At 48.1% G+C, this 26,670-nt stretch carries 35 protein-coding genes; 16 read left to right on the forward strand and 19 right to left on the reverse strand.

The annotated features are described in order from the left end of the window. Window positions 1-74 precede the first annotated feature (74 nt). The gene (locus KME11_12425; protein MBW4516015.1) at window positions 75-557 is read right to left on the reverse strand and encodes a hypothetical protein; all 483 of its coding nucleotides are present in this window, start codon (window positions 555-557) and stop codon (window positions 75-77) included. 131 nt (window positions 558-688) lie between these two features. Here KME11_12425 and KME11_12430 point away from each other — a divergent pair, with 131 nt between their 5' ends. The 5 genes from KME11_12430 to KME11_12450 are packed head-to-tail and all read left to right on the forward strand — an operon-like array spanning window position 689 to window position 4,250. Beyond that, complete coding sequence (locus KME11_12430) at window positions 689-871, forward strand: hypothetical protein (protein MBW4516016.1); 183 nt, start codon at window positions 689-691, stop codon at window positions 869-871. Between the two features lie 45 nt (window positions 872-916). Beyond that, entirely contained in the window at window positions 917-3,118 is a 2,202-nt protein-coding gene (locus KME11_12435) for a M23 family metallopeptidase (GenBank protein MBW4516017.1), read from the forward strand. A gap of 60 nt (window positions 3,119-3,178) precedes the next feature. After that, window positions 3,179-3,352, forward strand: a complete 174-nt coding sequence (locus tag KME11_12440) for a hypothetical protein (GenBank protein ID MBW4516018.1) — start codon at window positions 3,179-3,181, stop codon at window positions 3,350-3,352. Next, window positions 3,349-3,738: a RusA family crossover junction endodeoxyribonuclease gene (locus KME11_12445; protein MBW4516019.1), complete on the forward strand. Its 390-nt coding sequence runs from the start codon at window positions 3,349-3,351 to the stop codon at window positions 3,736-3,738. Before KME11_12440 ends, KME11_12445 begins: the two co-directional genes overlap by 4 nt. Before the next feature lie 53 nt (window positions 3,739-3,791). After that, entirely contained in the window at window positions 3,792-4,250 is a 459-nt protein-coding gene (locus KME11_12450; protein ID MBW4516020.1) for a hypothetical protein, read from the forward strand. Window positions 4,251-4,398: 148 nt separating this feature from the next. Here KME11_12450 and KME11_12455 read toward each other — a convergent pair whose 3' ends face one another. Then, window positions 4,399-4,797 carry a hypothetical protein gene (locus tag KME11_12455; protein ID MBW4516021.1) on the reverse strand — a complete coding sequence of 133 codons (399 nt, stop codon included), beginning with the start codon at window positions 4,795-4,797 and terminating at the stop codon, window positions 4,399-4,401. Window positions 4,798-5,044: 247 nt separating this feature from the next. Here KME11_12455 and KME11_12460 point away from each other — a divergent pair, with 247 nt between their 5' ends. After that, window positions 5,045-5,641 (forward strand): site-specific integrase, encoded by a 597-nt coding sequence (locus KME11_12460; protein MBW4516022.1) that lies wholly within the window; start codon window positions 5,045-5,047, stop codon window positions 5,639-5,641. A gap of 152 nt (window positions 5,642-5,793) precedes the next feature. On the opposite strand, the gene KME11_12465 is transcribed toward KME11_12460, so the two are convergent. From KME11_12465 to KME11_12530, 14 genes are all read right to left on the reverse strand, one after another. Next, window positions 5,794-6,075, reverse strand: a complete 282-nt coding sequence (locus KME11_12465; protein ID MBW4516023.1) for a hypothetical protein — start codon at window positions 6,073-6,075, stop codon at window positions 5,794-5,796. 65 nt (window positions 6,076-6,140) lie between these two features. Next, the gene (locus tag KME11_12470; protein MBW4516024.1) at window positions 6,141-6,443 is read right to left on the reverse strand and encodes a hypothetical protein; all 303 of its coding nucleotides are present in this window, start codon (window positions 6,441-6,443) and stop codon (window positions 6,141-6,143) included. 11 nt (window positions 6,444-6,454) lie between these two features. After that, window positions 6,455-7,174, reverse strand: coding sequence for a hypothetical protein (locus KME11_12475; GenBank protein MBW4516025.1), 720 nt, complete (start codon window positions 7,172-7,174; stop codon window positions 6,455-6,457). 68 nt (window positions 7,175-7,242) lie between these two features. Beyond that, the gene (locus KME11_12480; protein ID MBW4516026.1) at window positions 7,243-7,428 is read right to left on the reverse strand and encodes a hypothetical protein; all 186 of its coding nucleotides are present in this window, start codon (window positions 7,426-7,428) and stop codon (window positions 7,243-7,245) included. A gap of 3 nt (window positions 7,429-7,431) precedes the next feature. After that, the gene (locus KME11_12485; protein MBW4516027.1) at window positions 7,432-7,704 is read right to left on the reverse strand and encodes a hypothetical protein; all 273 of its coding nucleotides are present in this window, start codon (window positions 7,702-7,704) and stop codon (window positions 7,432-7,434) included. 277 nt (window positions 7,705-7,981) lie between these two features. Further along, window positions 7,982-9,940 carry a hypothetical protein gene (locus KME11_12490; GenBank protein MBW4516028.1) on the reverse strand — a complete coding sequence of 653 codons (1,959 nt, stop codon included), beginning with the start codon at window positions 9,938-9,940 and terminating at the stop codon, window positions 7,982-7,984. Next, window positions 9,919-10,260, reverse strand: coding sequence for a hypothetical protein (locus KME11_12495; protein MBW4516029.1), 342 nt, complete (start codon window positions 10,258-10,260; stop codon window positions 9,919-9,921). The genes KME11_12490 and KME11_12495 overlap by 22 nt, the downstream gene beginning before the upstream one ends. A 12-nt stretch (window positions 10,261-10,272) precedes the next feature. Then, a complete protein-coding gene (locus KME11_12500) occupies window positions 10,273-10,746 on the reverse strand; it encodes a hypothetical protein (protein MBW4516030.1) in 474 nt (157 codons plus the stop codon). Between the two features lie 27 nt (window positions 10,747-10,773). Next, window positions 10,774-11,007 (reverse strand): hypothetical protein, encoded by a 234-nt coding sequence (locus KME11_12505; GenBank protein ID MBW4516031.1) that lies wholly within the window; start codon window positions 11,005-11,007, stop codon window positions 10,774-10,776. Window positions 11,008-11,103: 96 nt separating this feature from the next. Continuing rightward, window positions 11,104-11,340, reverse strand: a complete 237-nt coding sequence (locus KME11_12510; protein MBW4516032.1) for a hypothetical protein — start codon at window positions 11,338-11,340, stop codon at window positions 11,104-11,106. A gap of 91 nt (window positions 11,341-11,431) precedes the next feature. After that, a complete protein-coding gene (locus tag KME11_12515; protein MBW4516033.1) occupies window positions 11,432-11,896 on the reverse strand; it encodes a hypothetical protein in 465 nt (154 codons plus the stop codon). Between the two features lie 7 nt (window positions 11,897-11,903). Then, window positions 11,904-12,107, reverse strand: coding sequence for a hypothetical protein (locus tag KME11_12520; protein ID MBW4516034.1), 204 nt, complete (start codon window positions 12,105-12,107; stop codon window positions 11,904-11,906). A 233-nt stretch (window positions 12,108-12,340) separates the two neighbouring features. Continuing rightward, the gene (locus KME11_12525; protein ID MBW4516035.1) at window positions 12,341-12,802 is read right to left on the reverse strand and encodes a hypothetical protein; all 462 of its coding nucleotides are present in this window, start codon (window positions 12,800-12,802) and stop codon (window positions 12,341-12,343) included. Next, complete coding sequence (locus tag KME11_12530) at window positions 12,792-13,127, reverse strand: hypothetical protein (GenBank protein ID MBW4516036.1); 336 nt, start codon at window positions 13,125-13,127, stop codon at window positions 12,792-12,794. The genes KME11_12525 and KME11_12530 overlap by 11 nt, the downstream gene beginning before the upstream one ends. A 142-nt stretch (window positions 13,128-13,269) precedes the next feature. On the opposite strand from KME11_12530, the gene KME11_12535 reads away from it, so the two are divergent. The 8 genes from KME11_12535 to KME11_12570 all read left to right on the forward strand — a co-directional run bounded on the left by KME11_12535 (window position 13,270) and on the right by KME11_12570 (window position 20,578). Continuing rightward, entirely contained in the window at window positions 13,270-13,659 is a 390-nt protein-coding gene (locus KME11_12535) for a hypothetical protein (protein MBW4516037.1), read from the forward strand. 200 nt (window positions 13,660-13,859) lie between these two features. After that, a complete protein-coding gene (locus KME11_12540; GenBank protein ID MBW4516038.1) occupies window positions 13,860-14,015 on the forward strand; it encodes a ribbon-helix-helix domain-containing protein in 156 nt (51 codons plus the stop codon). Window positions 14,016-14,080: 65 nt separating this feature from the next. Continuing rightward, entirely contained in the window at window positions 14,081-14,278 is a 198-nt protein-coding gene (locus KME11_12545) for a hypothetical protein (GenBank protein MBW4516039.1), read from the forward strand. A gap of 67 nt (window positions 14,279-14,345) precedes the next feature. Beyond that, a complete protein-coding gene (locus tag KME11_12550) occupies window positions 14,346-15,113 on the forward strand; it encodes a hypothetical protein (GenBank protein ID MBW4516040.1) in 768 nt (255 codons plus the stop codon). 364 nt (window positions 15,114-15,477) lie between these two features. After that, complete coding sequence (locus tag KME11_12555) at window positions 15,478-18,195, forward strand: hypothetical protein (GenBank protein MBW4516041.1); 2,718 nt, start codon at window positions 15,478-15,480, stop codon at window positions 18,193-18,195. After that, window positions 18,192-18,458 (forward strand): DNA-binding protein, encoded by a 267-nt coding sequence (locus KME11_12560; GenBank protein MBW4516042.1) that lies wholly within the window; start codon window positions 18,192-18,194, stop codon window positions 18,456-18,458. The genes KME11_12555 and KME11_12560 overlap by 4 nt, the downstream gene beginning before the upstream one ends. A gap of 2 nt (window positions 18,459-18,460) precedes the next feature. Further along, window positions 18,461-19,561 (forward strand): site-specific integrase, encoded by a 1,101-nt coding sequence (locus tag KME11_12565; protein ID MBW4516043.1) that lies wholly within the window; start codon window positions 18,461-18,463, stop codon window positions 19,559-19,561. Window positions 19,562-20,014: 453 nt separating this feature from the next. Further along, the gene (locus KME11_12570) at window positions 20,015-20,578 is read left to right on the forward strand and encodes a hypothetical protein (protein MBW4516044.1); all 564 of its coding nucleotides are present in this window, start codon (window positions 20,015-20,017) and stop codon (window positions 20,576-20,578) included. Window positions 20,579-20,603: 25 nt separating this feature from the next. Here the strand turns inward: KME11_12570 and KME11_12575 are convergent, their stop codons facing one another. Further along, window positions 20,604-21,587 (reverse strand): methyltransferase domain-containing protein, encoded by a 984-nt coding sequence (locus tag KME11_12575; GenBank protein ID MBW4516045.1) that lies wholly within the window; start codon window positions 21,585-21,587, stop codon window positions 20,604-20,606. 306 nt (window positions 21,588-21,893) lie between these two features. Between KME11_12575 and xrtO the strand changes: the two genes are divergently transcribed. Both xrtO and KME11_12585 read left to right on the forward strand, forming a co-directional pair. Continuing rightward, window positions 21,894-23,423 carry an exosortase O gene (xrtO, locus tag KME11_12580; GenBank protein MBW4516046.1) on the forward strand — a complete coding sequence of 510 codons (1,530 nt, stop codon included), beginning with the start codon at window positions 21,894-21,896 and terminating at the stop codon, window positions 23,421-23,423. Further along, on the forward strand, window positions 23,420-26,101 hold the full coding sequence (locus tag KME11_12585) for a TIGR02921 family PEP-CTERM protein (GenBank protein MBW4516047.1): 2,682 nt from the start codon (window positions 23,420-23,422) through the stop codon (window positions 26,099-26,101). The genes xrtO and KME11_12585 overlap by 4 nt, the downstream gene beginning before the upstream one ends. A 152-nt stretch (window positions 26,102-26,253) precedes the next feature. Here the strand turns inward: KME11_12585 and KME11_12590 are convergent, their stop codons facing one another. Together KME11_12590 and KME11_12595 are read right to left on the reverse strand one after the other, a co-directional pair. After that, window positions 26,254-26,463, reverse strand: a complete 210-nt coding sequence (locus KME11_12590; protein MBW4516048.1) for a hypothetical protein — start codon at window positions 26,461-26,463, stop codon at window positions 26,254-26,256. Then, complete coding sequence (locus KME11_12595; GenBank protein MBW4516049.1) at window positions 26,460-26,651, reverse strand: hypothetical protein; 192 nt, start codon at window positions 26,649-26,651, stop codon at window positions 26,460-26,462. Before KME11_12595 ends, KME11_12590 begins: the two co-directional genes overlap by 4 nt. Between the last annotated feature and the right edge of the window lie 19 nt (window positions 26,652-26,670).

Raw genomic sequence — 26,670 nt, forward strand, 5'->3', positions numbered from 1 at the left:
GTCCAGTAGTCAGATTGCTGGGATATGCTTTACTCATATTGCTTTCTCGGTGCTGCGTGCTTTCTATTCGCAGCTTACACTGAGAGAGCTTTTTTACCGACTAGCTGACTTTTCAAACATCCTCTAAGATCCCGGTTCAAGCTGGTGATTGCTCCAAGATAGCCTCGACTCCTTGCAATCTCGTAGGCTTCCCCCCTAGACAACCGCCGATCGCCCAATTCCTCCCCTTCAGATTGCTCTGCAACAGGCTTATTTTTGCTGTGGCGTTTGTTTCCTTGGGCTTTTGGCTGATGCTCTAGTATTGTCAGGGTTTCAAGCTTTCCCCTTAATTCCTCAACTTCCTGCCTAATGGGGGCTAATGCCTTCTCTATTTGGGAATTTATGTTGCTGGGTGTGGCGATCGGCTCTACGTCTAGACGCTCGTCTATACCACTGAGGTATTGGTCAATGAACTGTTTTAATAAGCTACTAGCGCTGGTATGCTGTTTTGCCGCTACGTCAACGAACTCTGACCAGCGATCGCCATTTATTTTGAAAGTAGCTAGTTTATGAGACATGAAAGTGGTATATACAGGGTATAGCCTAGTCTATACTCAATTTTTCGAGATCGGTTAAACTGTAGTGTAATATCGCAATTTTCTGAACACCCGCCTGCACCCCGCAAGCGGGTGTTTTACTAAACCCAACAATGCTTGACGAACTCGAACTGCAAATACTGAACACAACGCTACGGGCGATCGCGGATTCTAGCGACCCGACAGACCTAGAGTTATTCCAACTGCTCACAGCCGATCAAAAAGCTCAACTTTGGGCGGTGGTTCCAGTCGAGCTCCGCCGAAGCATTCACCAGTTGAAAGGGCGATCGGCATGAGCCTGGTGACTTTCAAGATTTTCGATTCACCTTAAAGGAGAATTTATGGTTCTAACTTTGCCAACTTACAACCCCACGATGGTCGTTAGCGACATCGCTCCTGGCGGCTTCGACCATCCAGCGGGAAAGGGTCTGATTCAATTCAATATCCGCATCCTCACCAGCAGAAATGAGGTCGTTATTGATTTCGGGGAATTCGAGGATCTGATCTCGTGGCGTAACACCATCAGCGTAGAAGGTGCATCAGGTTCATTTACCTTCAGAATGCGAGTAAGCCTGTGCAATGAAGAACTGCTTAAAAAAATCCATCCTGGCTTGGTTGTTGAGGCTTACTGCGCTCGTAACGATGATTCACTCAGGGGTGTAATTCGTGATCCGTCAGTCATCCGAAGCACGATCGCTGATGCAGTTCCAGGGAGGGTAATTAGAACCCCTGAAGATGGCGAAACATCGGTACAGGTTTACGATCCAACAACTGAACCGATATTCCCAACTAACCCAGACCCCGTAGAGGACGCTTATTTAGATAAAGCACCCTATCTGCTGCTGCGAGGGATTATCACCGATTACGGGCGATCAAGCGGTGATGGAGCTAGCTTCCTATTTGTCACAGGTGAAAGCTACGGCAAGCTGTACAAAGATGCTTTTGTCCTCACTGATCTTCATGCTCCCAGCCCGTTTACACAAGCCTTGGAAGTTCGCAAAGAAACTCAAATTGAGGACGGTGCAGCAATCATTTACTACCGATTGTTGCGTGACTGGGTAGAGCATTTCTGGGAAGAAGAAACAGGATGGGAAGCTCGAACCCGACCGATTCCCTATCCTCCTAACTACGTAGCGCGTATCAATAATGAGGGTTCTGTCTGGTCAAATCTTCAGTTCCTAAGTGTGGAAGGATTTTTTCACATGTTCGTAGACCACACTGGGGCGATCGTCTGGGAAAAGCTACCTTACTCAGGCAAAGATAGAGCGCTGATACCTGGGCGGGAATGGGAAGATTTGCCCATGTTGGCGATACCAAGCTGGAAGATCTTGAACTGGAGCGATCGCCTCTCAGAGCAGGGTGTGACCAATTACCTCCGCTGCTGCGCCACTCAACAAGCAAGCTCTGGCGGGCAGGAGCAGGCGGCAGAGGCGGGTTTTATTTACAACATGGGCAGTATTCGACAATATGGTGGGCCTAACAAGAGAGAGTTCTATTTCCCGATTGGCATTCAGGATATTGATAACTGGTACACATCCCCACCTAGAAGGGCGCAACAGGCGCAGAACAACACATTCTTAGACTACTGCGCGATCGAAGCTATCTATTGGTACGATCGCCCCATTCAACGAGTCGGTGTAACAGTGCGCGGTGAGGCAGCATGGCGGATTCATACTCGTGTCAACCTTAAAGAAGATTGGCATTGTCCTGATGCAGTTCCCGGTGAGTATTATGTGGTGTCAGTCACCCATCAGCTTGATATTGAGACTGGAGCATGGAGCTCTGACTTGGAGTTGTTGCGCGATCGCCGTCAGCGTTATCTCGGCATTGGCGTAGGTGCAACCCAGCAGATCGGGAACCTACTTCCGCCGTTGTCTGCGGGCGTGCAGGTCAACTCATTGGATTGGAGAATCGGAGACACGGTGACCAATAACGGCTTTAATTTTGTTTTTCCCGACGATCCAGATATTGAGGTAGACAACCAAGCAGAGCTATACCCTGATGAATACTGGTTTTACGATCGCACATCTAATAAAATCATCAACATCGGTGGTGATGCCCTGGCGTGGGCTAATGAAAACATCGCTCCTAAATTAGGGCAGAATGATCAAGCAATTACCATTCCTAACTCAACCTTGATCACGACTTATCCACCCGTCACAGAGGCGATCGCCCCTTATGGCGTGGTCGATTTAGGGAAAGAAGTATTTGGCGCAAATAATATTTATCAGTTCGCTATTGACCAGGCAGGCAACAGGTTTGTTAACGTTCCGGCTCCAGCATCGGGGCGGGTGGTGCGATCGGAATTCTTACAAGGCTTGGGTAACACGGTAGAGATTCAAGGCGCGGATGCCTTGAATTTTCAGTTGTCGTTACTAGATACGATTGCTGTTCGACCAGGGCAGCAGGTGAACCAAGGGCAAACGATCGGAACTCAGGGCGATAATTTGCGGTTACAGATTCTACAAAATGGCATCCCTGCTGATTCGAGCATTTCGGATACTCTAGCGGCTGACTATCTCAACTTTTTGCGCGGGAATTGATGCCCAGTCATTTGCAATAATTTTCAACGGTTTTTGATTTCTTAGGTTCTGCCCTAAAAAATGATGCTTAAGATTGGCGATCGCGTCACCACTACCAGCGGCAAAACAGGCGTGATCATTCCTTCAGAATGGCTGATGCCCGTTCATCACTTGGTGCATCTCGATGGCGGCTCAAAGCGGTGGATGCTGCGGAAAATTCTTCGACCTAAACAAATAATTAAAGCAACGGCATGACTCCCATTACTTTTAAGTTGTCTGGGGGGATTGTCCCCAAAGCGCGGGCGCGGGTAACTCGTCATGGGACGTTCATGCCGAAAAATTACCAGAATTGGAAGACAGCGGCGATCGTAGATTTTCGGCTTCAGTATGCGGCTCTGGGGCAGGTTGAGGCTTTAGAAGGGGTGAGCGTTGATATCCTTTTGTCAGGTAAGCATTCTCGCCGTGGCGACTTAGACAATATTAGTGGGGCAGTTTTGGATGCCTTGGTTCAGGGTGGCATCCTGCGTAATGACAATTTAATCTGTGTGCTGGCGCTTAGTATCCGGCTGGATTATGGCAAGGCTGAGCCAATAACTCAAATCAACATTGCTCCCATTCTCTGTACTACTGGCACTGGCTGAAACTCTCTAAAATAGAAGCATCACAAGCATTATCACGATCGCACAGGCACCCAATGGCACACAAACTTGATGAAGTCACACTTGCTAAGGTCAAAAAATCTTACGTTAATAATGAAGGCACATTGAGTCAATTAGCCCAACGGTTCGGGATAGGCGAACGGACTCTAAAGCGCTATTCATCTCAACAGAACTGGGAAGGTTTGAGGCTGGCGCGGGGAACTGTCGTTAGTGCTTCAGTGCGCGATCGCGTCTCGGCGGCTCCGGCTGAGTTCGATCCTGCTGAGCTATTGAGGACGGCGATCTTAGATTTGGCGGCATCTCTGCCAGAGTGCCAAGTCAAAAGTAAGGAAAGTGGCGCGGCTGCGATGTCGAGGTTGATAGAGTCCTGGCATCGGTTGAACCCACTAAGTATGAGCGAATTGGCTGATTTGGCGATCGCCACTCCCGGTTTTTCCCCAAAACAGTTTGCCGCTATACTCAGGCAACGATTGGAGCAGGACACCGCGGGTTAATTCGTCACTTGTAAAAACAACAAGTGAGGGTATTGAAGAACCCACCACGTAAAAACCATTCCCTACAAGCTTCTCAAGCGATTTAGAACTGTTTTCCCACCACTACCGAGATTACGTCAAATCGCTTGAATGCCCACCCTGAGCGCATTTATCCAACCGGAGAAGCAAACCGATCGCCCCCAATGTATCTCCACTGGGTTTCTTGCTCAAGCCATTTTTGAACGGGAATGTGATTCCAATCAGCCTGAAAAGCTGCGTTCGCAATGTTGAACCGCTGACAAAGTTGTGGCATGGTGAGTTCCTCGACGGCTGGGGCGATCGCTGTACCATTTCCCAATGAAATAACTAAATTCTCTAGTTGGTTCAGTCGGTCAGAAGTCAGGCGATCGCCAAACGATTCCCCACGTTCTAAAGACTGGATCAATTTTTCTAGTGACTTGACGATTGTCGGGGCATCGCCAGTCCTACAAAGTTCATTAAGCTGCCCGACAGATTCAGCAATCTCATTCCGAACTCGGATCATTTTGCTTAGTTGAGTCGTTCCCATTCTCTAAATCTCCTGCTTCATTTTCTTGGTGATAGCACTAGAGTAAATTATGAATTGCTTATCAATCGTTGTTTTGAAGGTGTTTTCACGATGTTTTTGCAGTTTGGGTGATATCACCAGCTTATGAGTTGCCCTTTTTTCGGGAACGGCGATCGCCCCTAACGAAGTGATGCGGGTTTTATGCCTCTACATGAATTATCTTCATTAATTCATGTAAAATATAGAGGTAGGCAAGCAGGTCCAACTCGTGAAGAAGTACGAAAAGAAGACAGACAGAATTACTAAGCCCGAAGGTAAGGCGGCGGTGATTGGCTCTGAGGATATGGAGAGATTGTTTAGTCATGAGGAGGGCTTTCAGTCCATCCGCGATCGGGCGCTCTTTGGAATCTGCCGTTTCACTGCTTGCCGAATCAATGAAGCTTGCCAGTTGCGCTCTGATGATGTGTTTATGCCCAGCGGCAAAGTGAAGAAGGAGATTATCTTTAGAGCCTCGACGACTAAGGGCGGGTATGGTGGCAAAGCTGTTAAGGTCTGCGATGAGTTGCGCCAACTGCTAGAAGAATATGGGCATCCCGGAAAAGTTCAGTTATTTCCTGGTCGGCATGGTTTAGGGCATATCAACCCTGTCTCTGCTTCCAATATCTTCAAGGAAGTCTGCGATCGCCTCGACTTGGATCACGTTTCCACACACAGCTTCAGACGGACATCGATCAACCGACTGAGAGAAGCTGGGTACAACCTAGAAGAAATTAAGACTGTCAGTGGGCACAAGTCCATGAGTGGGCTGGCGGCTTACCTTGAGGTCACAGACAAAGCTCGTACTGATATGGTTTCCTGCCTTTGAGTTCAGCCACAACAAAGCCCCGACCGATCGCCCAGATGTTGAGGGCTTGCGGCAGCAGTTTGAGCGCATCGAGTCAGTGTAATAAATAAGCCCGTCGATCGTGAGGTCGGCGGGCTGAACTGTTTTTAGGTAGTTCGGTGGGCTAAGGTTGATCAAGAGTCCGTGCGAAGTCTTTTAGAGGATTTAAAACTAGCATCTGAGGATTTGGCGTAAATATTTGCGTCCCCTTCCTCGTCGAGAGTCAAGATAAATACCTGCTCATAACTCTGAAGACCGTCTGGAGTTTTCAGAGTTATATTTCCATTGTTCAGAAGTTCTTCCCAGTAGGTTTGCGCGAGCGCATAAGAACTTCTCTCTTTTTCGTCATAGCAGGACACGATTAGCTGATTATCGAAAACTGCGAACAAAGGATTTTGATTTGCGGGAAGTGTCATGATTTTTTCTCTAATTTAGAAATTGTGCGGGGAAAGAGATGTTAGTTTCAGCGCGATCGCCATGCTTAAGCCGTTACTTTTTGCTCAGTCGGTTGACCCTGCCAGACCTGCAACAATGCAGTCTTACGTTTTGCCGATATGGATCTCATAGGGATTTGCACAAACTGTTCGGGGCGGCGATCGGTCATCCAGCAGTAGAGGCTGTCAGATGTGGGAATGAAGAATAGGCGGCTGTAAACCTCTTCCCCTCGAAACTTTGCATCAAACTCAATTCCCCAAACATCACTATCGGCAATGCTGTAGGATATGCGGCGCGGTGCGATTTTGGGCTGTGCCTGGCGTTTCTCGTAACGTTGTTGTTTAGTCATTGGTGAATTTTCTAACGGTTAAAAGCTTTATCAAACTGCTGCTGCTGTCCTCGATGGACTAGCTCAGTAAGTTTTAGCAATGCCCGATCGTCATATCGGCAGCGGTTCAACAGGATAGCAGTATCAACGGTTGGGGCAACCAACGAAACTGTTTCTCTAAGAAGCTCGCGGGCTTGGGGTGATTCATTTTCCCCTGCTATCCAACCCAGAGCCGCGCTGATAAACAGAGAAGCACTTGCCCAAAGATTCATATTTTCGTTGTCTGGGGAGAACTCTGACAGCGGATGCCACCAAGGCGATCGCTTTAAGCCCATCCCTTCTAATGTTTCGTTGCCTTCGCCCCACACCTCTATGTTTTCGTAGCCAGTGGCAGCGATGGCAGCGATCGCCACTTTAGACAGTCCCACGCCTTTATCTGAAACCCTCATGTGGTCTTCAATCCTTAGTCCTGTAGCGGTGAGCGTTTCAGCCATAATTTCAAAAGCTGAATCATTCATCAGGTGTTTAGTATCGGTGGGCAAGCTCTCTGAAACCTTCTCCCATATCCAGGGATGCTCCTGAAGTAATTCCCCTAACGCATCGTCAACAACTTCTTTGCTGTAACGCTCACTCATTTTGCGGATGCCTTGGGCGATCGCCCCTTCATCACGCCTGGTCACTGCTGGAGTTAGTCGTTTGATGACGACTTGAATCTGTAGCTGTTCGGCGGTCATGTCTTTAAATCCTTGCATGATTGTTTTCTCAAAATAGGGGCAATTGTTCACGGGCGATCAGTGCGATTGGTTCGGGTTTTAGTGGGTTATGTTGCCAGCGATTTAGGCGGCGCGGCTGGGTGGTGATTGTGCAAATCGGCGCGTCTTTGTGTACGTTGGGTGTCTCGTAGTTGGTAGAATTCCGCTTTGATTTGGCGCAATAGTTGGGCATGGTTTTGTCTTTGAGATGCTTCATAGTTGGCAATCCAGTTGTCTAAGGTTTGTTCGTTCATAAGTCACCAAACCAAAAATCTACAAAGCCAATGAGCTAGTTTTTGAGCAACATTTGGAAATTTCCCGAAGCGCTGAGTGCTAACTCTTTTACCGCCTCCTAAAAAGATATGGATGACCCAAATATGTAGCCAGTGCGGTAGGTTCATCCCATGCACTCGATACACCTCTTTGCCCAGCGCCTTGTAGGTGAAATGATGAAAGCTCCATCCCTTCCGAGGCTTCCATTTCTTTCGGGCACGTTGCAGCGAATTGTAGTAGGAATCTGAATGTTTCAAGGCGTTCCTCCTAATATTTTGAAGGTTTGTACTGAGTGAAAAAGATACGGTCAACAGCGGTCTGCAATAGCGGTCTGCACGTACAGCTAGGAGCAGTCAGCAGCAGTCAGCAGGTGCGGGTCTGCAAGCTTGCAGACTCTAGAGGGGCTGCAAGCAGTCAGCAGGTGCAGACCGTTTGATCCTTATGCCTTTGAGGTTGCAGACCGCTTTTGCAGACCGTCCAGAAAAATCGCACGTTTTCATGTCGAATCCTAAAAAATAGCTAGTTACTATTTTTCTAGCTGTGAAAGTAGAGGTGAAATTTCTGGGTATCGGTCAGCACCCATTCGCCAAGCCCATCCTCAACCAATTGCGACAAGTAAAACCGTGCGGCGATCGCATCTAGCTTTAGTCCTTTCGCCTTGAAGTAAGTCAATATTGACCGAACATCAATCACGCCATTCTCGAAGTATTTTGAGCCAGTTGTTTGCATCCAGTTTTGCAGCCTTGAATAAACATCAGGATCAAGCTCGATCGCCTCGTCCCCTGCCTCGTTTTCCGCCACCTTCTCGACTACTAAATCCGACAGTTTGAACCACTCAAACCCAGGCTTAATATCGACAGCTTTAAGCTGATTTAACTTGGCTAAGAACTTAGCGAAGCCCATTAGATCTGGGTAAGAAACCTTTAGCGACTCCGGCAAAGCTTCAAAGGTTTTGGCGACTGATAGCCAGCCTTCCTCATCTACTTGCAACTCGATTGCCCATTCGATAAACGGCTTCAGAGTCTCAGGTACAGACACAGGTTGCACTGTTTCAACGGCGGCGGGTTCATCGACATTTATGGAAATATCAGGCGTAGGACTGCTGTAAAGCTGAGTCATGCTCTGGTTGTGAGCCTCCCCGTTTAACCGTCCTGGATCATGTTTGTATGCCGTGGGCAGCAAAACAAACTCCCAATCGCCCTCAATGTTGGTGAGGGCGATCGCCTGTCCAGTCGGCTCAACCATCGGTCGAATCCTGACGAACTCAGCACTCAGCTTTTGCCGTTCGTCCTTGGAAAACAGCACTTGATTGTTCAGCACTTTACCGATTAAGGCGAACCCATCACCCTTTTCAACCTTGCGACCCAACACCGCGCAGACCAGGGATTGAGCCGTATCGCCATCAATGCCCAACATCCCCATCAGGTTGCCGTGAGCCGTTAGGATGCCTCTGATATTGCGCTCCCTGCCTTGAGTTGCAATGAACTTGAGGTTAGATTTAAGCGTCTCTTCAGGCTTGCGTCCGTATGCGTTGCCCTGACACTTGGCTTGCTCCAAACCGTTGTTAATTTCATCGCACAGCAGATACAGCGGGAACTCTTCATCTCGGTTTCCCAACATCTCTACGACGTTCCCGATCGCCTCAGCCGCAAACTTGTAATCCCGACCAGGCGCGGGGCTGGTGATGAATGACTGAGAACGCTCCAAGCCGCAAAAGTGACCCGTAGAACCCTTGAAGTCAACGCCGACAAAGACTTGCGCTCCATCATATTCCCGGTTAATAGCATGAATGACGTGCCGGATAAACGTTGTTTTGCCCACGCCACTAACGCCACTAACGAGCAAAGACTTATCATTCTGGGCTGCGGCTGCGGCAAGGTCAAGTTCTCTAAACTGGGTTGCAGATTTGCTAGTGGGTAGGGCGATTTTTCCCAACTCAGTGTCCTCACCTTCATCGTCTGGCAAGTCAGCAAAGGCTTCTTTCATTGCCTTCTCAGCACCCTGCATAAACTGTTGACCCGCTGACTGCTGACCTTTAGCAAACTCGGTAAGGTCATAGCGATCGGGGCGCACATGGAGCGGCAGTAGTTCGTAGTTTTGCTGTTGCAGTGCCAAGAATTGCGATTCTAATTCCATTGCCTGCGCCGAGCGGTAAGCTTCCCGGTTCAGATCTTTTCGGAACTCCCGGTCGTCCTCCGCTTCCTCGTCTTCTCCAGCCTGATTCAGCAGCCCTTGAGCCGCCAGCAGTGTTAAGGGAACCGAAGCTCCTTGCATAGCGATTTTTGCCTGATTCGGGGCTTGAATAAAGTATGGGGCAACGCCTAAGCTCATACCTGCTAGAGCCGCTAGAAGGGGATAGGGGCGTTTTCGGTGGAACGTTTGAGCGGCAAGGATTGCTAAAGCCGTTGCTAACTTTGCCGATCGTCTTGTTCGTCGTCCTAGTTCTTCGGAAATCTCCTGAACGGGAATATCTAAACCATTAACGAGTACCATGCCGCGCATCCTCCAAATAAGATTGCCGTCGCCCAAATTGCTAACCCGATCGTCTCTTGTGTCAAGTCGCCCATAGTTACCCGCTCACCACCATAAACTGCATCACTCATGCTGTTGAAGTGGTAGTGGGGGCTGTTGAGTTGAGAGCGATACAGCATCCACTTAAACGCCAAAATCACAGCTTTGATGATTAGCAGTAGGGCGATCGCCCCAATCATCCATCCCGTGATAGGAAACATTGCCGCTAGTCTTACAAGAAAACTAGCGGCAACCGAAGCGCTGAATCTTAGTAGAAACGCTGCTAGTTGCCGCTTAGTCATTGTTCTTATCTCCTATGCTTTTTGCTTAGAGCGTGAACCTTGAAGCATGGCGGCGGGTCGGCTGGCTGATTTGAGTTCAGCCTTTTGCTTCCAGTCATTAGCGCGTGTGACAAGATCCGTCTTGCGCTGTGCCTCATTGCCCATGATCTTGTCGAGGGCAATACCCAAGGCTTGAAGACTAACCCGCAACTCTGCCTCTGCCTTATTTTTGGAGATCTCGCGGCGGATGATTGCCTTTCGCAGATCAGCCAGCTTCTTGTAAAACTCTGCCTCCAGTTCTGCAACCTTTTGGGCGTAGGGCATGATCGAAAGCCCAGCGTTCAGAGATTCGATCCGCTGTTTCATTGCCTCAACTTCATCCTTTGCCGAGCCAGCATTGAAGCCTAGATAATCCCCGTGATCGAGGTTGTAGCCTTGGGGCATCTGTGCCATAGCTGCAAAACCTTGATTGCCATTACCATTAGTCTGATTCGATGTTTTAGACATTGTTCTTTGTAGTGATTGGACTGTGGATTAGATGTCGAACTCAACTGATGAAGCCGGAAGGATGCCCAGTAAGGCGTTCGTTTCGGCTTCATTGTGGGATTGCCCTTTCATGGCTTTGAGTGCCAGTTGTCGGGCTAGAGTCTGGGCTGATACTTCATCATTTCCTGCAAATACAAGCTCACTAACGTAACCATTGAAGTAGCTTTGATATTCGAGGTTGGATTCCTCTTCACCCGTGGCGTAATCGTTTTGGTATTGCATTAGTTCCTTAGTTAATGGGCGGCGGTGGAAGTGGTGGAAGTGGGGGTGGGCTGCATCCAAAAAGCCCGATCAACAGGAGCAAGGCGATCGCTCTTTTCATGGGTTCCCCCTCTTAGATTGGGCGATCGCCTCATATCCTTCCAGTGCCAGCCCTGCGAGAATTAGGCAGGGTGGAATCTTAAATAGTGCGGAGCCTCTAATTGACGGGGCAAAAAAGGAACCCAGCACCACCAAAATCGTGAGGACAGCACCAGCACCACTGACCCAGTACCCCGTCCGAGTCATAGCAGGCTCAGGTTTTGAAACGCGCTCTAGAATGCGCTGAATTAGCATTTACTTTCCTCCAAGATTTGATAGAACAAACTTGATAGCGGTGTTCTGTATAGATGGCTCTAAGCCAGTCTTAAAGCCAATTTCAAAGGCTTTAAGGTGGGTATAGCTGAGAACCGTTAGGACTCCCAAGAGGAACACCAGATTGAGAACCGTTTTGAACGGGTTGAACATAGACCTCCTTAGTTTGAAATGACGTAACTAGACCGCATAAAAACACAGTCATTAGACCGACAAAAGAAACCTTACAGACAATCCCAATCTGTTGACTAGCAAGGGCTTCACGGTATTCCTTTAAGTCACGGTCTTTAACTTTTCGCGCATAACCTGCGAGGTTGTTAATCGCTAATTGAGTCCTAGTTAAGAACTCGTGAGCATTGGGCGGCAAGTCGTTATAGATCGTCACATCCCCTACCCGATCGCTTAGATACTGGAAGTTGGCGGCAAGGGCATCCAGCTCCCCGATCGGTCGGGCGATCGGGGTGGGTTCCCGTGGCGCTGGTATCGGCGGCGGAATGCCCAACACCAGCGGCTTAGGTTTGCGTTTTGTTTTCTCCATCTCTCTCCTAGGCAACTGCCATCAGCCGCATGGTCAGCACTTCCACCAACTGCGGCTTAGTCATTCGGGAATAACTTGGAATGCGGCGCAACTTTGCAAGCTGTTTCAGTTGGCGGATCGTGTGGTCAATCAGCCGCTCATAAAGTGGCTCGGTGGGCAGTAGAGAGAAGGTCAAAGCAGGGGCAGACTTTGGGCGTTCTAGAGTTAGCATTGAAAAAGCTCCTTACTTGGTAGATTCGAGTGAAGTGGGCTGGTTGGGGGCGGTTCTTTCCAGGGAAGCCCCCATCTGATTTGAAACAAGTGAACCAATAATCAACAGGATTACGGTGTAGAAACCGTAAAACCAAACAGCATTCATCTTTTCCTCCTAATAGATTCAGTTGGCGCGATGCCAGAGACGATCAAAGGCTTGACTGTCGATGTCTCCAGCTTCATAGGCATCCATCAAGAAGCGGCGGATAGTTGGCGTTGGTTTCTGGCAGCGGCGATCTGTTTGCTCTTGGCTCCCGAAGCTTCTAGAAGAACTCGAAAGTCTCCCATTCCCTCGATCGCCCCAGAGAAGCAATGCGTCTCGGTAGGCTTTCCCGGCTCTGTTACTCCGCTCTCTTCCAAATACATCACCGTCAATTGGTCTACCAGTTGGGGATAGGCGGCGATCGCCTCGGCTTGCTGCCTTGCCTGAGTTTGGGCAGCACTGACAAGCGACTGAACCAAGTCAGATCCAGCATTAGCGGTTTCAATCACCCGTTCCCGTGCTGTGCCATGGGTGTCGGCTGTAACGATGCCCTTTTGCTCAGTGGCTTCAGTTGGCTGGTTGGGGCGATCGCCCTTTGCCTTCGGAGTGAAACCTTTGCCAGCGGTGGAGCCGTTAGCGGTTGCGTTTAATTTGTCGGTGTTAATAGCCATTAGTCGTTAGTTCCTTTTGAATGATTTGGGCAAATGTTTGAATCGTCTTGCCTCGCCTTAACCAAAAAATGAGACGGGCAAGAATGGTTAAGTCTTCTCTGGAGTAACAGCCGAACTCATCCGGTTCTATTCCAATCTGAGAGATCCACCGCCTCAAAGTGGAGGCTGGGACAATATCGCCTTTGTATTTAGCAAGGGTGATCTGAACTTCTCTGAAGGTGTACAGCGAAGTTTCTAGAACCTCCATTGAAGTCTGTAATACTTGCGCTGCTTGCACTTGGTGTCCCTCTGTGGTTCTAGTGTGGTGCTCTAGTGGTGCGCTCATGGTTGAGCCATCTCTGCACCACTGCAAAACATCTTAAGTAACTAATTTGGAACTGTCAACATTTTTAAGTAACTTAAATGGAACTAATTTTGTAAGTTATGGCATAATCGGCGTATTGAGTGCTGTCAGAGGTATCATTTGCATGAAGGAATTGAAGGATTTGGCGATCAAGGTGACAAAGCGAGTAAACATTTCGTTGAGTGACGGGCTTTATGCTGATCTGGAGGTTTGGGCAGATCAGGAGAAAAGCTCACCTACGGCATTAGCTGGGAGCATTGTCGAAGGTGCGGTTCGTTCAGCGAAACTAAATGGTGTGCTACGAACTAAGAACCCGATCGCTGATTACAGAAGTTTTGTTGGCTTGATTAAGCAGAATCTTTCCACACTTGTAGAGTCAGGAAAGTTTGAAGCAAATCGGCTTAAATATTTGATGGATGGCAACCTTCCAACAGAGGTTGAACTGCTTAGAATAGCTCTGTTGATCGGGGTGTCAGAGGACTATGTTCAAGCGCTTCCAGTGAAAGAGTCCTAGTGGCGATCGCAGCTTTGAGATTTCCTGATCTCACATCGGAATAACCTAAGTCACTTGTTGATCAACAAGTGAGAAGTTTCTGAGCGATCGCAGTGACAACACTAATTAGCACTAATTAGATACAAATTTGATTCAAATACCGCCACAGATGCTAAATTATCTCATCGTCAATAGACAAACGTACTAATGAGGTATTTCAAATGCCCAGAACAAGCCGCGCGATTAGCGTCCGAGTTCCACTGGAGACTATTGAAAAATTGAAGGAAGTTGCTCAAAAAACAGGCTCAACTCAGAATTCGATTCTCAGTAAAGCGATCGAATTGGTACTTGCATTGAGCGGGCAAGTCACGATTTAACAGGTGTGCGATCGGTATCTTGATCAGCTTCAGTTCTGAAAATTAAGTTAAGGAAGGCGATCGCCATGACAACACCAGAATCCCCGCTCGAATTGCTCATGCAGCAACCCCATGAGGTTAGGGTCAATGTGCTTTTGAACAAATATCTGATGCATCATCCCGGTGCACCTGAGAGGTTAAAGGCTTTGGTGCAGAGGGCGATCGTCTGTTCTCAACTAGAGGCAAAGACGAAAGTTTTGTGCTTTGTGATGACCTATGGCTAGAAGTCTTACTTGGCTGTGAAACAAGTAAGGGATAAGTAGAATTCAAAAAAGCAATGAGGACTAAGTGATGATTGCCACAAGTTTTATTCAAATCAGCCAAGAGTCTGCACCTAAATTAGCTGATTCCTTTGAGGAAGGACTATCGACTATCAATGATATCAATTTAGCCTTCGCAGAAGATATGACTTCTGATCAGCAAGACTGGTTTGATGCTGTAAGGCTGAATTTATCGAGGATTGTTGAAGTCCTTCGTTCGACTGGAACAGGAAATATTCCAGAGGGGGAAGAATGGAACACGGCAAGGCAATGGGCTGATATCTATCTCGCTCTTTTCTTGCTTATCGATCGTGGTTTTCAATATATCAAACCAGTTCTTAAGAAAAAATTATCGCCTGGAGCGGCTCTCAGCCCTAACCTTCTGATGGTCGAAATTATCAAAGGACATTCTCTATTCTGGGCAAATTGTTGCTGCGAGGGCAACTACACATTTTCGGTTGCTGCGACAAGGGACGCAATGCGAAAGCTCCGTAAGCTTGACTCCTTAGAAGCCCCCCAGCGGGAACGCGCGTACAAAAAAGTCAGTAAGTATGTGGGCGATCGTTTCGGCTCCGCCAACTTTGAGTTTTTTGCCCCTCATACTGTGTGCGTGATGATTTGCCGCCAGTCTGCGAAGAAGGATAAATCCTTAAAACCGTGGCTTGACCTTTATGACGGATTTATGGATGTTAAATCTAAAAAATTAATCAACGATCTCAGGGAGGGTAAAGCTCAAGGCTTTGGCTTTCGAGCAGGGATACGGCTAACTTCGGCTCCGGGCGGTAGCTATAAACCTTGAACCGAACTTAACAAAACTTCAAATCTACTTGAAAATTTGATTCTCATTTTTATCTGATTTCTAATGAGATCAGAATTCAAAAACGAAAACCGCCAACGCCGTCCCCCAAGACATAACGCTAACGGCTTTTCTTATCCACTTCATCATCAGCCCCAGTAATGGGTCTGGCTCAAATTGCTATGAAAATCATAACGCACCCAAAGCAGAAAAATCAAAGATTTGCTCTCATTAACTACCCCAAGTCTTGCTCCCAATGCCGATCGCGGCTAGTGGCTGAATACACGTTGCCGAGAAATCGATCGCACTGCGGTGGCGGTTTTTGCACCACTTGTGACAGATGGGTGGAGATCGGGGGGGTAGCACGATGACACACCCGCTAGAACCACACCTTGATAAATTTGAGCGAAGCTCCAAACCTGGAAAATTTAATTGCCCTGCTTGTGGAGGCAACAATTTGTCAGTCAACGCCACGACCTTTGCGCACGAGTGCTATGACAACGGCTGCACGGCTCGGCAAATCCTAGATGTGATTGCACCCCTCCAGCCGAACGATCGCCCGATGGTAAGTCGGCAGATCTTGAAGAAGGCAACGATTGAAGCTCCAATACCACAAGGTCTTTGCCTAGAAATTCCAAGGCTTGCTGATATTCCTAGCGATATCCCAAAGCCTTTTAAGCGCAAGGATCATAAGCATGGAGAAGTGCTAATCACGCGCTACCCTTACTCAAACTCTCAACATGCCGAAAGGAAGCAGTGGGATGACGCAACAAAACCTAAAGGTTATGACAAAGACTTCCACCCCTACCACCGAAAAGGCGATCAAGTTGTTTGTGGCAAGGGTACAGAGGCTTGGGGGGCTTACCGCCTTGAGGAAGCGATCGCAGCTTCCATAGCTTCAGGGAGCAAACTAATTCTGTCTCAAGAGGGCGAAACTTGTGTTGAGTTAGGGCGATCGCACTGCATTCCATCGTTTACCTTCCAAGGCGGCAGTTGGTCTGGGAGCGATGTCGCTGTCGTGGCGGCACGAATCAAGGCAGAGGGAATGGTCTGGGTTCATATTGAGGACAATGATGCTGCTGGGCAAACCAAGGCTCAAAAACTTAAAGAGAAATGCGCTGAAGCAAAAGTTCCTTTTATTGCGATCCCAATTACCTCTATCTGTCCCGAAGTTCCAGAGAAGGGAGATCTAAAGGAATGTCTTGAATTGGTAGATGTGGAAACGTTCGTTTCACTGCTTTCCAAAGCAATCCAAAGCGCGATCGCCATGCCTTCGCCCAATGCTAAGGCTGAGGTCGGCAGCGAACCGAGACAGGTAGGTGAGACGATCGCGCTACCTTCATTGAGTGCAGAGCCTTGTGATCCGTACCGTCTCACCGATGCGGCGGCAACTCTCGATCACCACCTGAACATTCATTTGTTTAAGCAAGGAACAGGAGCCTACATTGTCATGGAGGGAGCTTTTTTCTGGTGGAATAACAATTTGGGTGTATGGGAAAATCAGCCCGACGACATAATTAGGCGGTTGGTTGCAGATGAGTCTAAGAAGGTCTACGCTTCACGGATTGTAAAAAACGGTGATGGCTTTGAGGAGCGAAAAACGTTTAAATATGCGACACATCGGAACGTTACTAGCGCGATCGGATACAACCGAGATCAGCTAGCGATTTCTAACTCTGAACGAACTTACAATGAGTCGTTGATTAATTTTACAAACGGGGTTCTTGACGTTGGAACCGGGGAGTTTCGGGCAGAGCACCGAAGAAATGATTATCTGACTCATCAAATCCAATCCCAGTTCCAGCCTGGTTCTGAGTGCCCGGAAGCATTTTTAGAATTTGTTAAAACCTGCTATGGACTAGATCAACTCGACACTATTCAAGCAGTCGTTCGATATTACATTGACTTCACTTTGCCCTATGGCAAGTTCGTTCATTTGGCTGGAAAATCGGGGACGGGTAAAGGCGTTCTGCTGCGGTTCCTATCTGATTTGCATGGCAGCTTTGCGAAAGGGTTGGGTGAGGATTTCGAGGCTGTATCCAAAGCCGAAACTCGTCACCAATACCTGACAGGCACACGAATAGGAGCATTTCCCGATATCTCTTCAAGTATCGGCAAGCTTGGGGCATTTTACGAATTAGTAGACAATGGCTCCCTAACTGGTCGTCCACTGTTCTCGTCATCGGGTTATCAAAAAAGGTGGAACGTTCGCTTTTTGACAGCAAGTACCCAAGAAATTCAATTTGAGGATTCTAGCCGGGGATGGGAGCGGCGATGCTTCCCGCTTCAAACGCTCGATAGGCAAGGCGTTGAAAATCCCGATTTAGAGGCGGGTGTACAAGCCTGCATAGGCGAAGTAGTTTCTTGGGCGATGTCGATGGAGCGATCACGGGTTCAAGAAATTTTGTGGCAAACTACGCCACAAACCCAGGAGCTTAGAGATGCACAGGCGATCGCGTCGGATTCGGTTGCCTCGTTCATCGATTTTTGCCTTGCTCCTGATAACCAAGGCGTTCCGATTTCCAAGGCAATTCTTTATCGCCAATATGCCGCTTACTGTGCGGCTACTGGACTAAAACCGAAGGGATACATGAGGTTCTGTACAGTTATGAAAGCGTCTCTAGGCAATCGCTTTGAGACTGGCAGGAGTAGCAGAATCGTAGACGGGAGCAAAGTAAATGTTCCAGCTTGCTTCTCAGGATTTAAGCCTATCAATAGGCTTTTTACCCCTCGCAATGCTGGCAGCACGATCGAAAATTCGGAATACGATTGTAATCTGAAGCATCTATCAGAAGGAGGCTTGGGGCTGTTCCGCGAGGCGATCGCCCCCACGGTCAAGGAGGTTGAGCCAGAACAGGCGCTTGCTACCGCAGAACAGCCGGAATCAATAAAATGGCAGCCTAAGATCGGGGATAAAGCATGGATCTGGCAATCTGAAATCAATGCTTGGCAAAAAGGGGAGATAACTGCTTTACCTGATCGATCCAACAATCGCTGGATAGCCATGATCGAAAGCTCAGGAATCGAATGCAACGTTTACAATATTTCCCATTTATCTCGCTTTGAAACGGTAGCAACGGCATGATAAATTCGGATTCTATTAAAAACCCTAGGACAACTGCTGAGACTAAGACCCAGAAGCAGTGGTTTTTCACGTCTGATGCTGCAATCGAGCTTGATTTGCCTGCCGAAAAACTGAGAGAGTTGTACAGAAATGGAATGTTTCAGATGGGCTTTCATATTCGAGATGTTTCTGCTCCAAAATCGAAGCGTCCAACTCTGCAATTTCATGTGGAACGCTGTTCAAAGCAACTAGAAACCCCACCCGAAAAACGTAAGCAGTACTAGAAATGACATTAGAAGAAGTTAATGCACGTCTCAAGGCGGCAAAAATTGGCATATCCATTGAATGTAGAGGCGATCGCCTGTCGCTCCGTGGCACGCTCCCACCTAAAATTAAACTGGGAGAGACGAAAACCAAGCAAAGAACTATCCCTCTTAAGATTTACGCTAACCCCGCTGGGTTAAAACGGGCAGAGAAAGAAGCGCGGAAATTAGGGGGGCAACTAGGTTGTAAAGAGTTCAATTGGGACGATTGGGAAGATGAACCCGAACCTGATCAAGAAACGGTTTCAAGTTGGGTGGAACGCTTTGAGACAGATTATTTTAATAGGCGCTCACGCACTCCAAAATCAGAAACGACATGGCGTACAGATTACAGGCAACCGTTTAGCCAGTTGCCTTCTGATGCTTTGCTAACGGCTGAAACGTTGCGTCAGTCAATCCTTGAGACAGAACCCGACACACGCAACAGACAGCGGCGTTGTATGGCATTGGGGCTGTTAGCCAAGTTTGCGGGTCTAGAGCTAAATGCAACGGCTCTGAGAGGTGATTACTCACCGAAGCGCGTTAGTCCTCGTGACTTGCCCACCGATGCAGAGATCAGCCAGTGGCGCGATCGTATTCCTAACCTGCGCTGGCAGTATGCTTTCGGTCTGATGGCTTGCTATGGCTTACGCAACCATGAGCTATTCCACATTGACTTAGAGAAGCTGAAAACCAATCCAGTTCTAAGCCTGATTGATGATAAAGACGGCGGCGGAAAGACGGGCGCTAGGCGGGTATGGGCTTGCTATCCCGAATGGTGGGACAAGTGGCAGTTGTGGAACGTTGATCTATTGCCTCAAGTCACTGGGAAAACCAACTCAGACTTAGGCAGTCGAGTAACCATAGCGTTAAAACGATATGGGTTTTACAAGCCCTACAACTTACGCCACGCTTGGGCAGTGAGAACGCTTGAGTTTGATATCCCTGTGGAACTAGCAGCGCAACAGATGGGACATAGCCTCAAAGTCCACGACGAGTCCTACCACGCTTGGATCTCAGACGATGTGCATCAACGGGCATTTGATCGAGCTATGCAGCGTCCCGATCGCCCACTAGCGCCCTAAATTTGCACTAAATTAACCCGATTATTAAGCCTATTTCAATGCAGTTTGGTACATTTGTTCATCAGTAAAAGGCTTGTTTTATAAGGGTTTTAGCCTGTATCGCCCTGGTACAGGCGTTTTACTATGGTGGACTGAAAATCCTCGTGTCCGGAGTTCAAGTCTCCGTCCTGGCATTTAACCAAGGTAAGCAAAGACCCTAGTCGTAAGCGATTTGGGAATTTTTTCTTAACCAATCTACTCTTAAGCTTAACCAATCTACTCTTAAGGGCGATCGCTACTCTGATTTCTGCGCCATTCAAGCGTCAAAATGCAATGGTTTGATTCTAAGCTTACGGAGTATGGGATTCAATTCAAACTAGAGAAGGCAACGATCGCCCTCACCAAACTATTTATGCTGACTGCTACTGAGCTAAAGTTAATCTGAATAGCCCCCCACTCAGAAGTCTACAGAAGATGAACAACATTACTCATATCGGTTTAGCGCCTGAAAAAACGCCTTGGGCAATTCGCTGGCAGTCGATCGCCCAAAACCGCATCTGGCTCATGCTGTTGTTAGCCGCTGGTAGTGCTAGCAGTGTGGTTTATCCCCATCCGCCGCTGGTGGCATTTGGGGCGATTGCGGGAACGACTCTTACCCCTCAAAAAGCGCTGGGAGCCACAACGGTAATATGGCTAGTCAATCAAATTTTCGGCTATGGGTTACGTCAATATCCTCAAACCGTTGAATCTCTGGGTTGGGCGATCGCTATGGGCATCGGGGCGCTGCTGATTACTGGTTTTGCCTCACTCAGACCGCAGTTTAGTCAAGCCACGTTTAAAGGTCATTGTCTATGGGTGCTGGCGATCGCGGTGGCGGGATTTGTGATGTTTGAAGGAATTATCTTGTCATTGGGTTTTCTGCTCACAGGCAGCCATGTTTTCACCTGGGAGGTTTTAGGGAGTTTGTTCACCAAGGAAGTGATTTGGACTGTGGCTCTGACTGGTGTTTATGGTGCGATCGCCCGTCATAGCCGTTAGATCACCGACTGTAACGGTGAGGTTCTTACGCGAGAGTTTTGTGGCGATCGGACTCTGTTGAGGGGGCAAGTGCGTTAGCCCGGACAGCGCGGAACATGCCAAAGCGACAAAGACCTGCACCAAAAGCTAGCCGCATCAAAAGAAGAGTTGGGACTTCTCGTAAAGACTTAATAAAACCGGAAAAGCCGAACTTTACTAATCCTGTAGGTCGAATAATTCCTTGCCAAATAGAATCAATCCAAGACGGCAGGGTTTGTGGAGTCCAGTCTGCCGTCGTCACCAAACCTTCAACGAATCCCGTTTTTGCCAAAAGTTCAGAAAACCCTTCGATGCTAGAAAAAGCGGGATGCGACCACTGATCGAGCAGTTGCTGCATGACTGGGCGCTCCCAGAAATTAAGCGGAATTTGGCGATCGTCTCTCTGGTTCCAATCTGCCATGACCATAATGCCGCCGGGTTTGAGTACTCTCATCAATTCTTTAGCAAAAATGGCTTTATCTGGCATGTGAGGCCCCGCCTCAATTGACCAAACCACATCGAAGCTGGCATCTGGAAAAGAGAGCGCCATTGCGTCATCGACCTGAAACTGCGCATTGAGTTCTGGGGGCGTTAACTGCTGGGCACGACTCACCTGCTGAGGACTAATGGTCACGCCTGTGACTGCAAATCCGTAGTCCTCTGCCAAAATGCGGCTGCTCCCCCCGATGCCACAGCCCACATCCAAAACGGTGGCGTTACGGGGCAGTTGATCTAGCCCGCCCCAACGCACCATTTCATGAACAAAGTCAGCCTTTGCTGTTAAAAAATCTTTCGGTCGAGGTGGCGAACCATAGTGCCCCAAGTGGATGTGTTCACCCCAGTAAAATTCCAAAATACCGTCTTCTGTCCATTGGTCGTAGGAATTGGCAACGGAGTCAGAGGATTGATAGCGGCGGGCAGTTGCTAAGTAAAGGACAATGCCGACCGTCGGTAGGGCAAGGAGCAACCCAAGGGTGAGAAATAGATTCATTCAGAGCGATTGTTGAAAGAGGGGCTTATTCAATATATCAAACTGCATGGATGACCTCGATCGCTTTCAAAAGAACCTTAAACCTAACATGGGTTCCGAGGTCACAGAAATAGGATAAGCGAGAAAAACAGGCTGAGAAAAAGTTACCGAGTATTAAGTGACATGAGTATTGATGTGGCATTCTGGAATTTTAGAGGCTTTAATTGGAGTACCTAAGAAGGGTTCAGGGCGCATGAGTCAGAAGTGGCATAGAGCTAATTGGAATTACTTCACCGCCTGGTGAGCCTTACTAGGAGCACTTTAAACATGACAGAGAATCATTGGGTTCGCTGGAATGCCAGACCAGACTATGATCGCTGGCAAGGTATTTTAAGCACCTGCGCGATCGCTGGGAGTTGGCTGTATCTCAATCGCTCGGTGCTGGATTGGCTAGCACAGACCTTACAAGAAATTTCGGTATTTAATGGATTAATGCTAATAGCCGGAGGCTTACTCCTGCTGGGTTTAGGTATTTATTATCGCCAACAGATTCAATTTTCGGCACTGACCCTTCGGGCTTTACCATTGGCAATCATGCTGGGCTGCGGAATCGGGGCGATCGCTACTCGTTGGCTCATTGCCTTAGAACAATTGCCTGTTGTGCTATTTGTTTCAGGCACTTATGGCATGTTGGGCTTATTTCTTGCTCCTGTTACTTGGCGTAAAGGCTTACCTGTAGGCGTGGCGATCGCCTGTTTGTTTCCCTTTGGGGTGCAGTTTAGTACCGGGTTAGGTGCGCCAGCGCGGGTACTCACTGCCTATGTTGTGGAATTTGTTCTGAACCTCTGGCACGTACCCGCTATTTCTACCGAAGATATTATTTTGCTCGATACGGGCGTGGCATATGTTGATAGTCCTTGCAGCGGGCTGAAAAGTATGTGGACAGGAACGTTGTTTCTACTGGCTGCAACTTGGCTTGAGAATCGGGAAATGGGATTGCGTTGGCTTGTCGTCGGTGTGGCTAATTTAGGTTTTTTGGCGATCGCCAATACTGCTCGCATCATTACCCTCGTCGTTCTTACCCACGTTCTCCATCAGCCTGCTCTAGCTGAGATGCTCCATGTGCCTCTGGGGTTAATGGGTTTTGTGATCGCTAGTTTAACAACTTGGGGCTTGTTGCGCTGGGTTCCGCGGCAGCGAAGCATTACCGATTCCAAAAATGTTGATGCTGAGGAAAAGCAGTATCAGCAAAAGTCTCACTATTCTTCGCTTCAAGCCATGCTCATTCTCATGACCAGCCTTCTAGCACTGACGTTAATTCCTCACCCTCAACAAACCCCATCCTCCACAGTAGATTTGTCAAAACTTGAGTGGTCTACTTCAATCCAAACTCAGCCGATCGCGCTAAATCCTTACGAGCAAAAATTCTTTGCCAATTACCCAGGTGTCACCACTCAAAAACAACAGTTTAAATTCCAAAACTTAACGGGTTCTGTCGTATTGGTTGCCAGCCCCACGTGGCAAGCGCACCATGCACCGGAACTGTGCTTAACAGCGGTTGGATATCACATTGATCAAATGATAGGGAAAGCCTTAACGCCAGCCATAAGCGCACGCTGGTTAACCTTAAATGGCGGTCAGAAAACTTCAACTTACTGGTTTCAGTCTGCAACTCGAACCACTGATGATTTTTTTGTGAGGTTCTGGGGCGAGGTCTTTCGCAAAGATTCAACTTGGACACTGGTTTCTCTTGTATTTGACCAGTCTCACAGTGCCGATGAACCTTCAGTTCAGGCGTTTCTAACCCTAATACATCATGCATTGGCACAAATTCAACCCGTGGGAGAGCAATCATGAGTTCGGTATCTCTCATCCCTAGAAAGGGATTGACCATTCTATTCAACATCTTTTTCTGGATATTTAATGCTTCCCTGCTCCTTGTCATTTACATCGGCATTTTGCCCTTTTTAGGAATGGCGCTGATTAGTGACGCGGCGACCGGTCAAGTTCCCTTAAACTTCTTCATTCCTTTTTTTGGTCTGATAGGTGTTCCAACAGCCTGTACGATCGCGGGTTTTAAGTCCAACCAAAAACTTGCGTCCTTGTCTCTCTTCCAGTTATTTTATGGCGTAGAAGCACCGCTACTGTTGTGCTGTTTATTGCGGTTCTTTGTGCTGCGAGACTTAACGCCCGCCAGTTCTTTTTTGCTGGTTACAGGATTAGTCAGCACGATCGCCACAACTCATTGGCTTGTGAAAGGACGCGATCCTAAAGCGAAGGCAAGCCTTTGGCATTTAATCGGGCTAAGCTTGATACTTTTGCTATCGATTTATTTAGTAGCGATCGCTCTTTTCTTCGTCCCACCGTTCCTTCAATTTATTGCAAACTATTTACCGATTGTGCTCATTTACAGTCTGATCATGTTCCCGTTAACGCTGCTCCTAGCTGGACTAGGAAGCCTGCCGTTCGGAATGTTGTGGGTTTCTGGGCAAGGTTGGAGACAGACTTTTCGGGCTACCACTGTTAGATACGGCACCCAGAAAGTTACTGCGTTAGTGATCGGGCTAGCGATCGCCTGGATCATCATCTTAATGACTCTGCAACAACAGCCGCAAATCCAAGCTTTTGCACTCCTCGAGAACCCGCCTCAGAGTGAAGGCGATCGTCAAGCTCTGGTCCAAAAGTCAGGTGTGATTCGCAAAGGATTACTGAACGCCTACCTCAGCGCTTATCGCTATCCTCGGATCGCAGATACTTCTATTTATAATACCTACCGTCAAGACTTAAAGCTACCAGAAGAATCTGCCCAGGAAATTCAATCAGCCTATAACGTCCTAACTCATCCGTTTCAATATGGCGGCACTTACGAAGACCGGGAAAAAGCCGAAAAGCTATACGCCCAATTTTTTGACACTCCCATCATTCGGGGAGAAAGCGCCGTGATTCAACGCGCCCTAGCCTCAACCTTTAACCGAGGAGAAGCCAAGGCAGGTCTACTGGATGTCAATGAACGACGAGTGCACATTGCAGAACAGCAGGTTAACATCAAACCTCAAGGCGATTGGGCAGAAGTTGAACTTTACGAAGTGTACGAGAATCAAACCTTAGATCAAGAAGAAATTCTTTACTACTTTTCATTACCCGAAAGCGCGGTTGTCACTGGAATCTGGCTAGGCAATACAGCCAATCGTGCTGATAGTTTTCCCTTCCAAATTTCTACTAGAGGAGCAGCCCAGCAGGTCTATAACCAAGAAGTATCTCGTCGAGTCGATCCGGCACTACTCGAGCAAGTGGGATCACAAAATTATCGGTTGCGGGCATTTCCAATTCCAGCTTTTGGGAACGGCAAAATGCACCTGTGGATGACTTATAAGGTGATGAAGCAAGATACAGGCTGGATCATGCCAAAGTTGAACGAACGGCGGAACGTTTATTGGACAGATAAAACCCAGCGCAAAGTTAATGGCAACGCTGTTGCTAAGCAGGATCAGTGGCTGCCCACTGCTATCTCGGCAAACAATGCTCAACCTATAGCCCACCAATTTACGTTACCCAACGGCGGCAATGTTTTAGCGAAGCCTTTTGCTAAAGATCGCTACAGCCTTCCGCAAGGCGATCGCATTGCCGTGGTGCTAGACGGTTCGTACAGCATGAATTCCCACCGTCAGGAAGTTGAAAAAACTTTCCAATGGTTAAAAGCACAGATTCTTCCAAAAAATCAACTAGATCTATACCTGACGGCTAGCGCTCCGGCTCAACCAATTCAATGGAACGGCATGGACAGTTTTGATGCCGCCCAGGCAACTTTCTACGGCAGCTTAGAGCCTCGCCAAATGCTAGAACAGTTCCAAAAACTGCGAAACACAACGCCCTATGATGCCGTTCTGCTCATTACCGATCGCGGCAGCTACGAGTTGACAGAAAACAACAAAACCGCTTTATTGATGCCTGCTCCGCTCTGGCTCCTCCATCTAGACGGACTACAACCCGCTTACGATGATGCCACCCTGGAGGCAATTCAAAGCAGCGGCGGCAGCGTCTCTACTGATGTGCAAGAAATAATGCAGCGAATTGGGACGCAGCCTACTTTGGGCAACGGCACTTCGTTATTAAGCGTAGTAGACCACTATGCCTGGTTCCTCAGCAAAACGCCAGATTCATCTGCTGAAACCGATGAGGCGTTCGCCCCGATCGCGGCTCGTCAATGGGTCACCCAAGTCAGTCAGTCTATCAAGCCCGATCAGCTTCAAGAGCTAGACGCGGTACATACCCTGGCAAAACGCTATCAACTGGTCACACCTTACTCATCCATGATTGTGTTGGTGAATGATCAGCAGAAACAAGACTTGAAGAAGGCAGAAGCAGGGAGCGATCGCTTTAACCGAGAGGTCGAAGATCAGCAGTTGCCACAGCCCAGTACGTTTGGCGATATTTCGGCAGTGCCGGAGCCAGCAGAGTGGATGTTAATGGGAGTTGGAGCCCTACTGTTAGGGGTGGTTTATCGCCGTCAAAAGCAGCAAGCTTCAGGGTTGTAAATGATGGGTGAGGCGATTAATGTTTCTGCGCAAAATGCTCTAGCAATTCTCGGTGCAAAAATCGAGAGCGATCGCCTCTCATAACATAACAACCAAACCGATACACTTGCCGCGTAAACTTTTTAGCAGATCAGAACTCTGGATCGGTGCAGCTAATTTGCTTCAGTTTCGCCTGTCGCTTGCTGAATCTTCTGCTCTAAAACCTTTTCCCAATTGGGATCATCGGGATGAATGGTAATCATGCGTCCTGATGCTTTGGAGCGATCGATATAAACGTGAAAAGCATTGGTATCCTCTCGATGAACCAAAACATAATGACGTAATTCATCAAGATTCATGGATTCAAAATTGGCTTGTGTCATGGCTCGTACCTTCCAGTTGGCTTGATCTCGAAGTCGAGGCTGTCTCCGGCAAGCACATACAAGTTGCCAGTCCGCTCATCGATTCTAACGATTTCAATGGATCTATACTGCCATCCAGAGTAAATCACATTGGTGAGGCGGTAGCAGAGGCGATAAAGCCCCTGAGCTTGCTCATTATTGGGTTTCATTCTTGTGTAGCTTAACTGA

Source organism: Timaviella obliquedivisa GSE-PSE-MK23-08B, assembly GCA_019358855.1.
GTDB classification, from domain to species: Bacteria; Cyanobacteriota; Cyanobacteriia; order Elainellales; family Elainellaceae; genus Timaviella; species Timaviella obliquedivisa.

Bases quoted from the DNA above. Each gene is read 5' to 3' on its own strand.
- KME11_12570 (MBW4516044.1), top strand. From the start codon at position 20,015: ATGAACAACATTACTCATATCGGTTTAGCGCCTGAAAAAACGCCTTGG.
- KME11_12450 (MBW4516020.1), top strand. From the start codon at position 3,792: ATGGCACACAAACTTGATGAAGTCACACTTGCTAAGGTCAAAAAATCT.
- KME11_12505 (MBW4516031.1), bottom strand. From the start codon at position 11,007: ATGCAATACCAAAACGATTACGCCACGGGTGAAGAGGAATCCAACCTC.
- KME11_12435 (MBW4516017.1), top strand. From the start codon at position 917: ATGGTTCTAACTTTGCCAACTTACAACCCCACGATGGTCGTTAGCGAC.
- KME11_12515 (MBW4516033.1), bottom strand. From the start codon at position 11,896: ATGGAGAAAACAAAACGCAAACCTAAGCCGCTGGTGTTGGGCATTCCG.
- KME11_12425 (MBW4516015.1), bottom strand. From the start codon at position 557: ATGTCTCATAAACTAGCTACTTTCAAAATAAATGGCGATCGCTGGTCA.
- KME11_12510 (MBW4516032.1), bottom strand. From the start codon at position 11,340: ATGCTAATTCAGCGCATTCTAGAGCGCGTTTCAAAACCTGAGCCTGCT.
- KME11_12475 (MBW4516025.1), bottom strand. From the start codon at position 7,174: ATGCAAGGATTTAAAGACATGACCGCCGAACAGCTACAGATTCAAGTC.
- KME11_12520 (MBW4516034.1), bottom strand. From the start codon at position 12,107: ATGCTAACTCTAGAACGCCCAAAGTCTGCCCCTGCTTTGACCTTCTCT.
- KME11_12565 (MBW4516043.1), top strand. From the start codon at position 18,461: ATGACATTAGAAGAAGTTAATGCACGTCTCAAGGCGGCAAAAATTGGC.
- KME11_12500 (MBW4516030.1), bottom strand. From the start codon at position 10,746: ATGTCTAAAACATCGAATCAGACTAATGGTAATGGCAATCAAGGTTTT.
- KME11_12585 (MBW4516047.1), top strand. From the start codon at position 23,420: ATGAGTTCGGTATCTCTCATCCCTAGAAAGGGATTGACCATTCTATTC.
- KME11_12525 (MBW4516035.1), bottom strand. From the start codon at position 12,802: ATGGCTATTAACACCGACAAATTAAACGCAACCGCTAACGGCTCCACC.
- KME11_12480 (MBW4516026.1), bottom strand. From the start codon at position 7,428: ATGAACGAACAAACCTTAGACAACTGGATTGCCAACTATGAAGCATCT.
- xrtO (MBW4516046.1), top strand. From the start codon at position 21,894: ATGACAGAGAATCATTGGGTTCGCTGGAATGCCAGACCAGACTATGAT.
- KME11_12535 (MBW4516037.1), top strand. From the start codon at position 13,270: ATGAAGGAATTGAAGGATTTGGCGATCAAGGTGACAAAGCGAGTAAAC.
- KME11_12590 (MBW4516048.1), bottom strand. From the start codon at position 26,463: ATGACACAAGCCAATTTTGAATCCATGAATCTTGATGAATTACGTCAT.
- KME11_12455 (MBW4516021.1), bottom strand. From the start codon at position 4,797: ATGGGAACGACTCAACTAAGCAAAATGATCCGAGTTCGGAATGAGATT.
- KME11_12495 (MBW4516029.1), bottom strand. From the start codon at position 10,260: ATGACTAAGCGGCAACTAGCAGCGTTTCTACTAAGATTCAGCGCTTCG.
- KME11_12445 (MBW4516019.1), top strand. From the start codon at position 3,349: ATGACTCCCATTACTTTTAAGTTGTCTGGGGGGATTGTCCCCAAAGCG.
- KME11_12555 (MBW4516041.1), top strand. From the start codon at position 15,478: ATGACACACCCGCTAGAACCACACCTTGATAAATTTGAGCGAAGCTCC.
- KME11_12530 (MBW4516036.1), bottom strand. From the start codon at position 13,127: ATGAGCGCACCACTAGAGCACCACACTAGAACCACAGAGGGACACCAA.
- KME11_12540 (MBW4516038.1), top strand. From the start codon at position 13,860: ATGCCCAGAACAAGCCGCGCGATTAGCGTCCGAGTTCCACTGGAGACT.
- KME11_12560 (MBW4516042.1), top strand. From the start codon at position 18,192: ATGATAAATTCGGATTCTATTAAAAACCCTAGGACAACTGCTGAGACT.
- KME11_12430 (MBW4516016.1), top strand. From the start codon at position 689: ATGCTTGACGAACTCGAACTGCAAATACTGAACACAACGCTACGGGCG.
- KME11_12465 (MBW4516023.1), bottom strand. From the start codon at position 6,075: ATGACACTTCCCGCAAATCAAAATCCTTTGTTCGCAGTTTTCGATAAT.
- KME11_12545 (MBW4516039.1), top strand. From the start codon at position 14,081: ATGACAACACCAGAATCCCCGCTCGAATTGCTCATGCAGCAACCCCAT.
- KME11_12595 (MBW4516049.1), bottom strand. From the start codon at position 26,651: ATGAAACCCAATAATGAGCAAGCTCAGGGGCTTTATCGCCTCTGCTAC.
- KME11_12550 (MBW4516040.1), top strand. From the start codon at position 14,346: ATGATTGCCACAAGTTTTATTCAAATCAGCCAAGAGTCTGCACCTAAA.
- KME11_12575 (MBW4516045.1), bottom strand. From the start codon at position 21,587: ATGAATCTATTTCTCACCCTTGGGTTGCTCCTTGCCCTACCGACGGTC.
- KME11_12440 (MBW4516018.1), top strand. From the start codon at position 3,179: ATGATGCTTAAGATTGGCGATCGCGTCACCACTACCAGCGGCAAAACA.
- KME11_12490 (MBW4516028.1), bottom strand. From the start codon at position 9,940: ATGGTACTCGTTAATGGTTTAGATATTCCCGTTCAGGAGATTTCCGAA.
- KME11_12470 (MBW4516024.1), bottom strand. From the start codon at position 6,443: ATGACTAAACAACAACGTTACGAGAAACGCCAGGCACAGCCCAAAATC.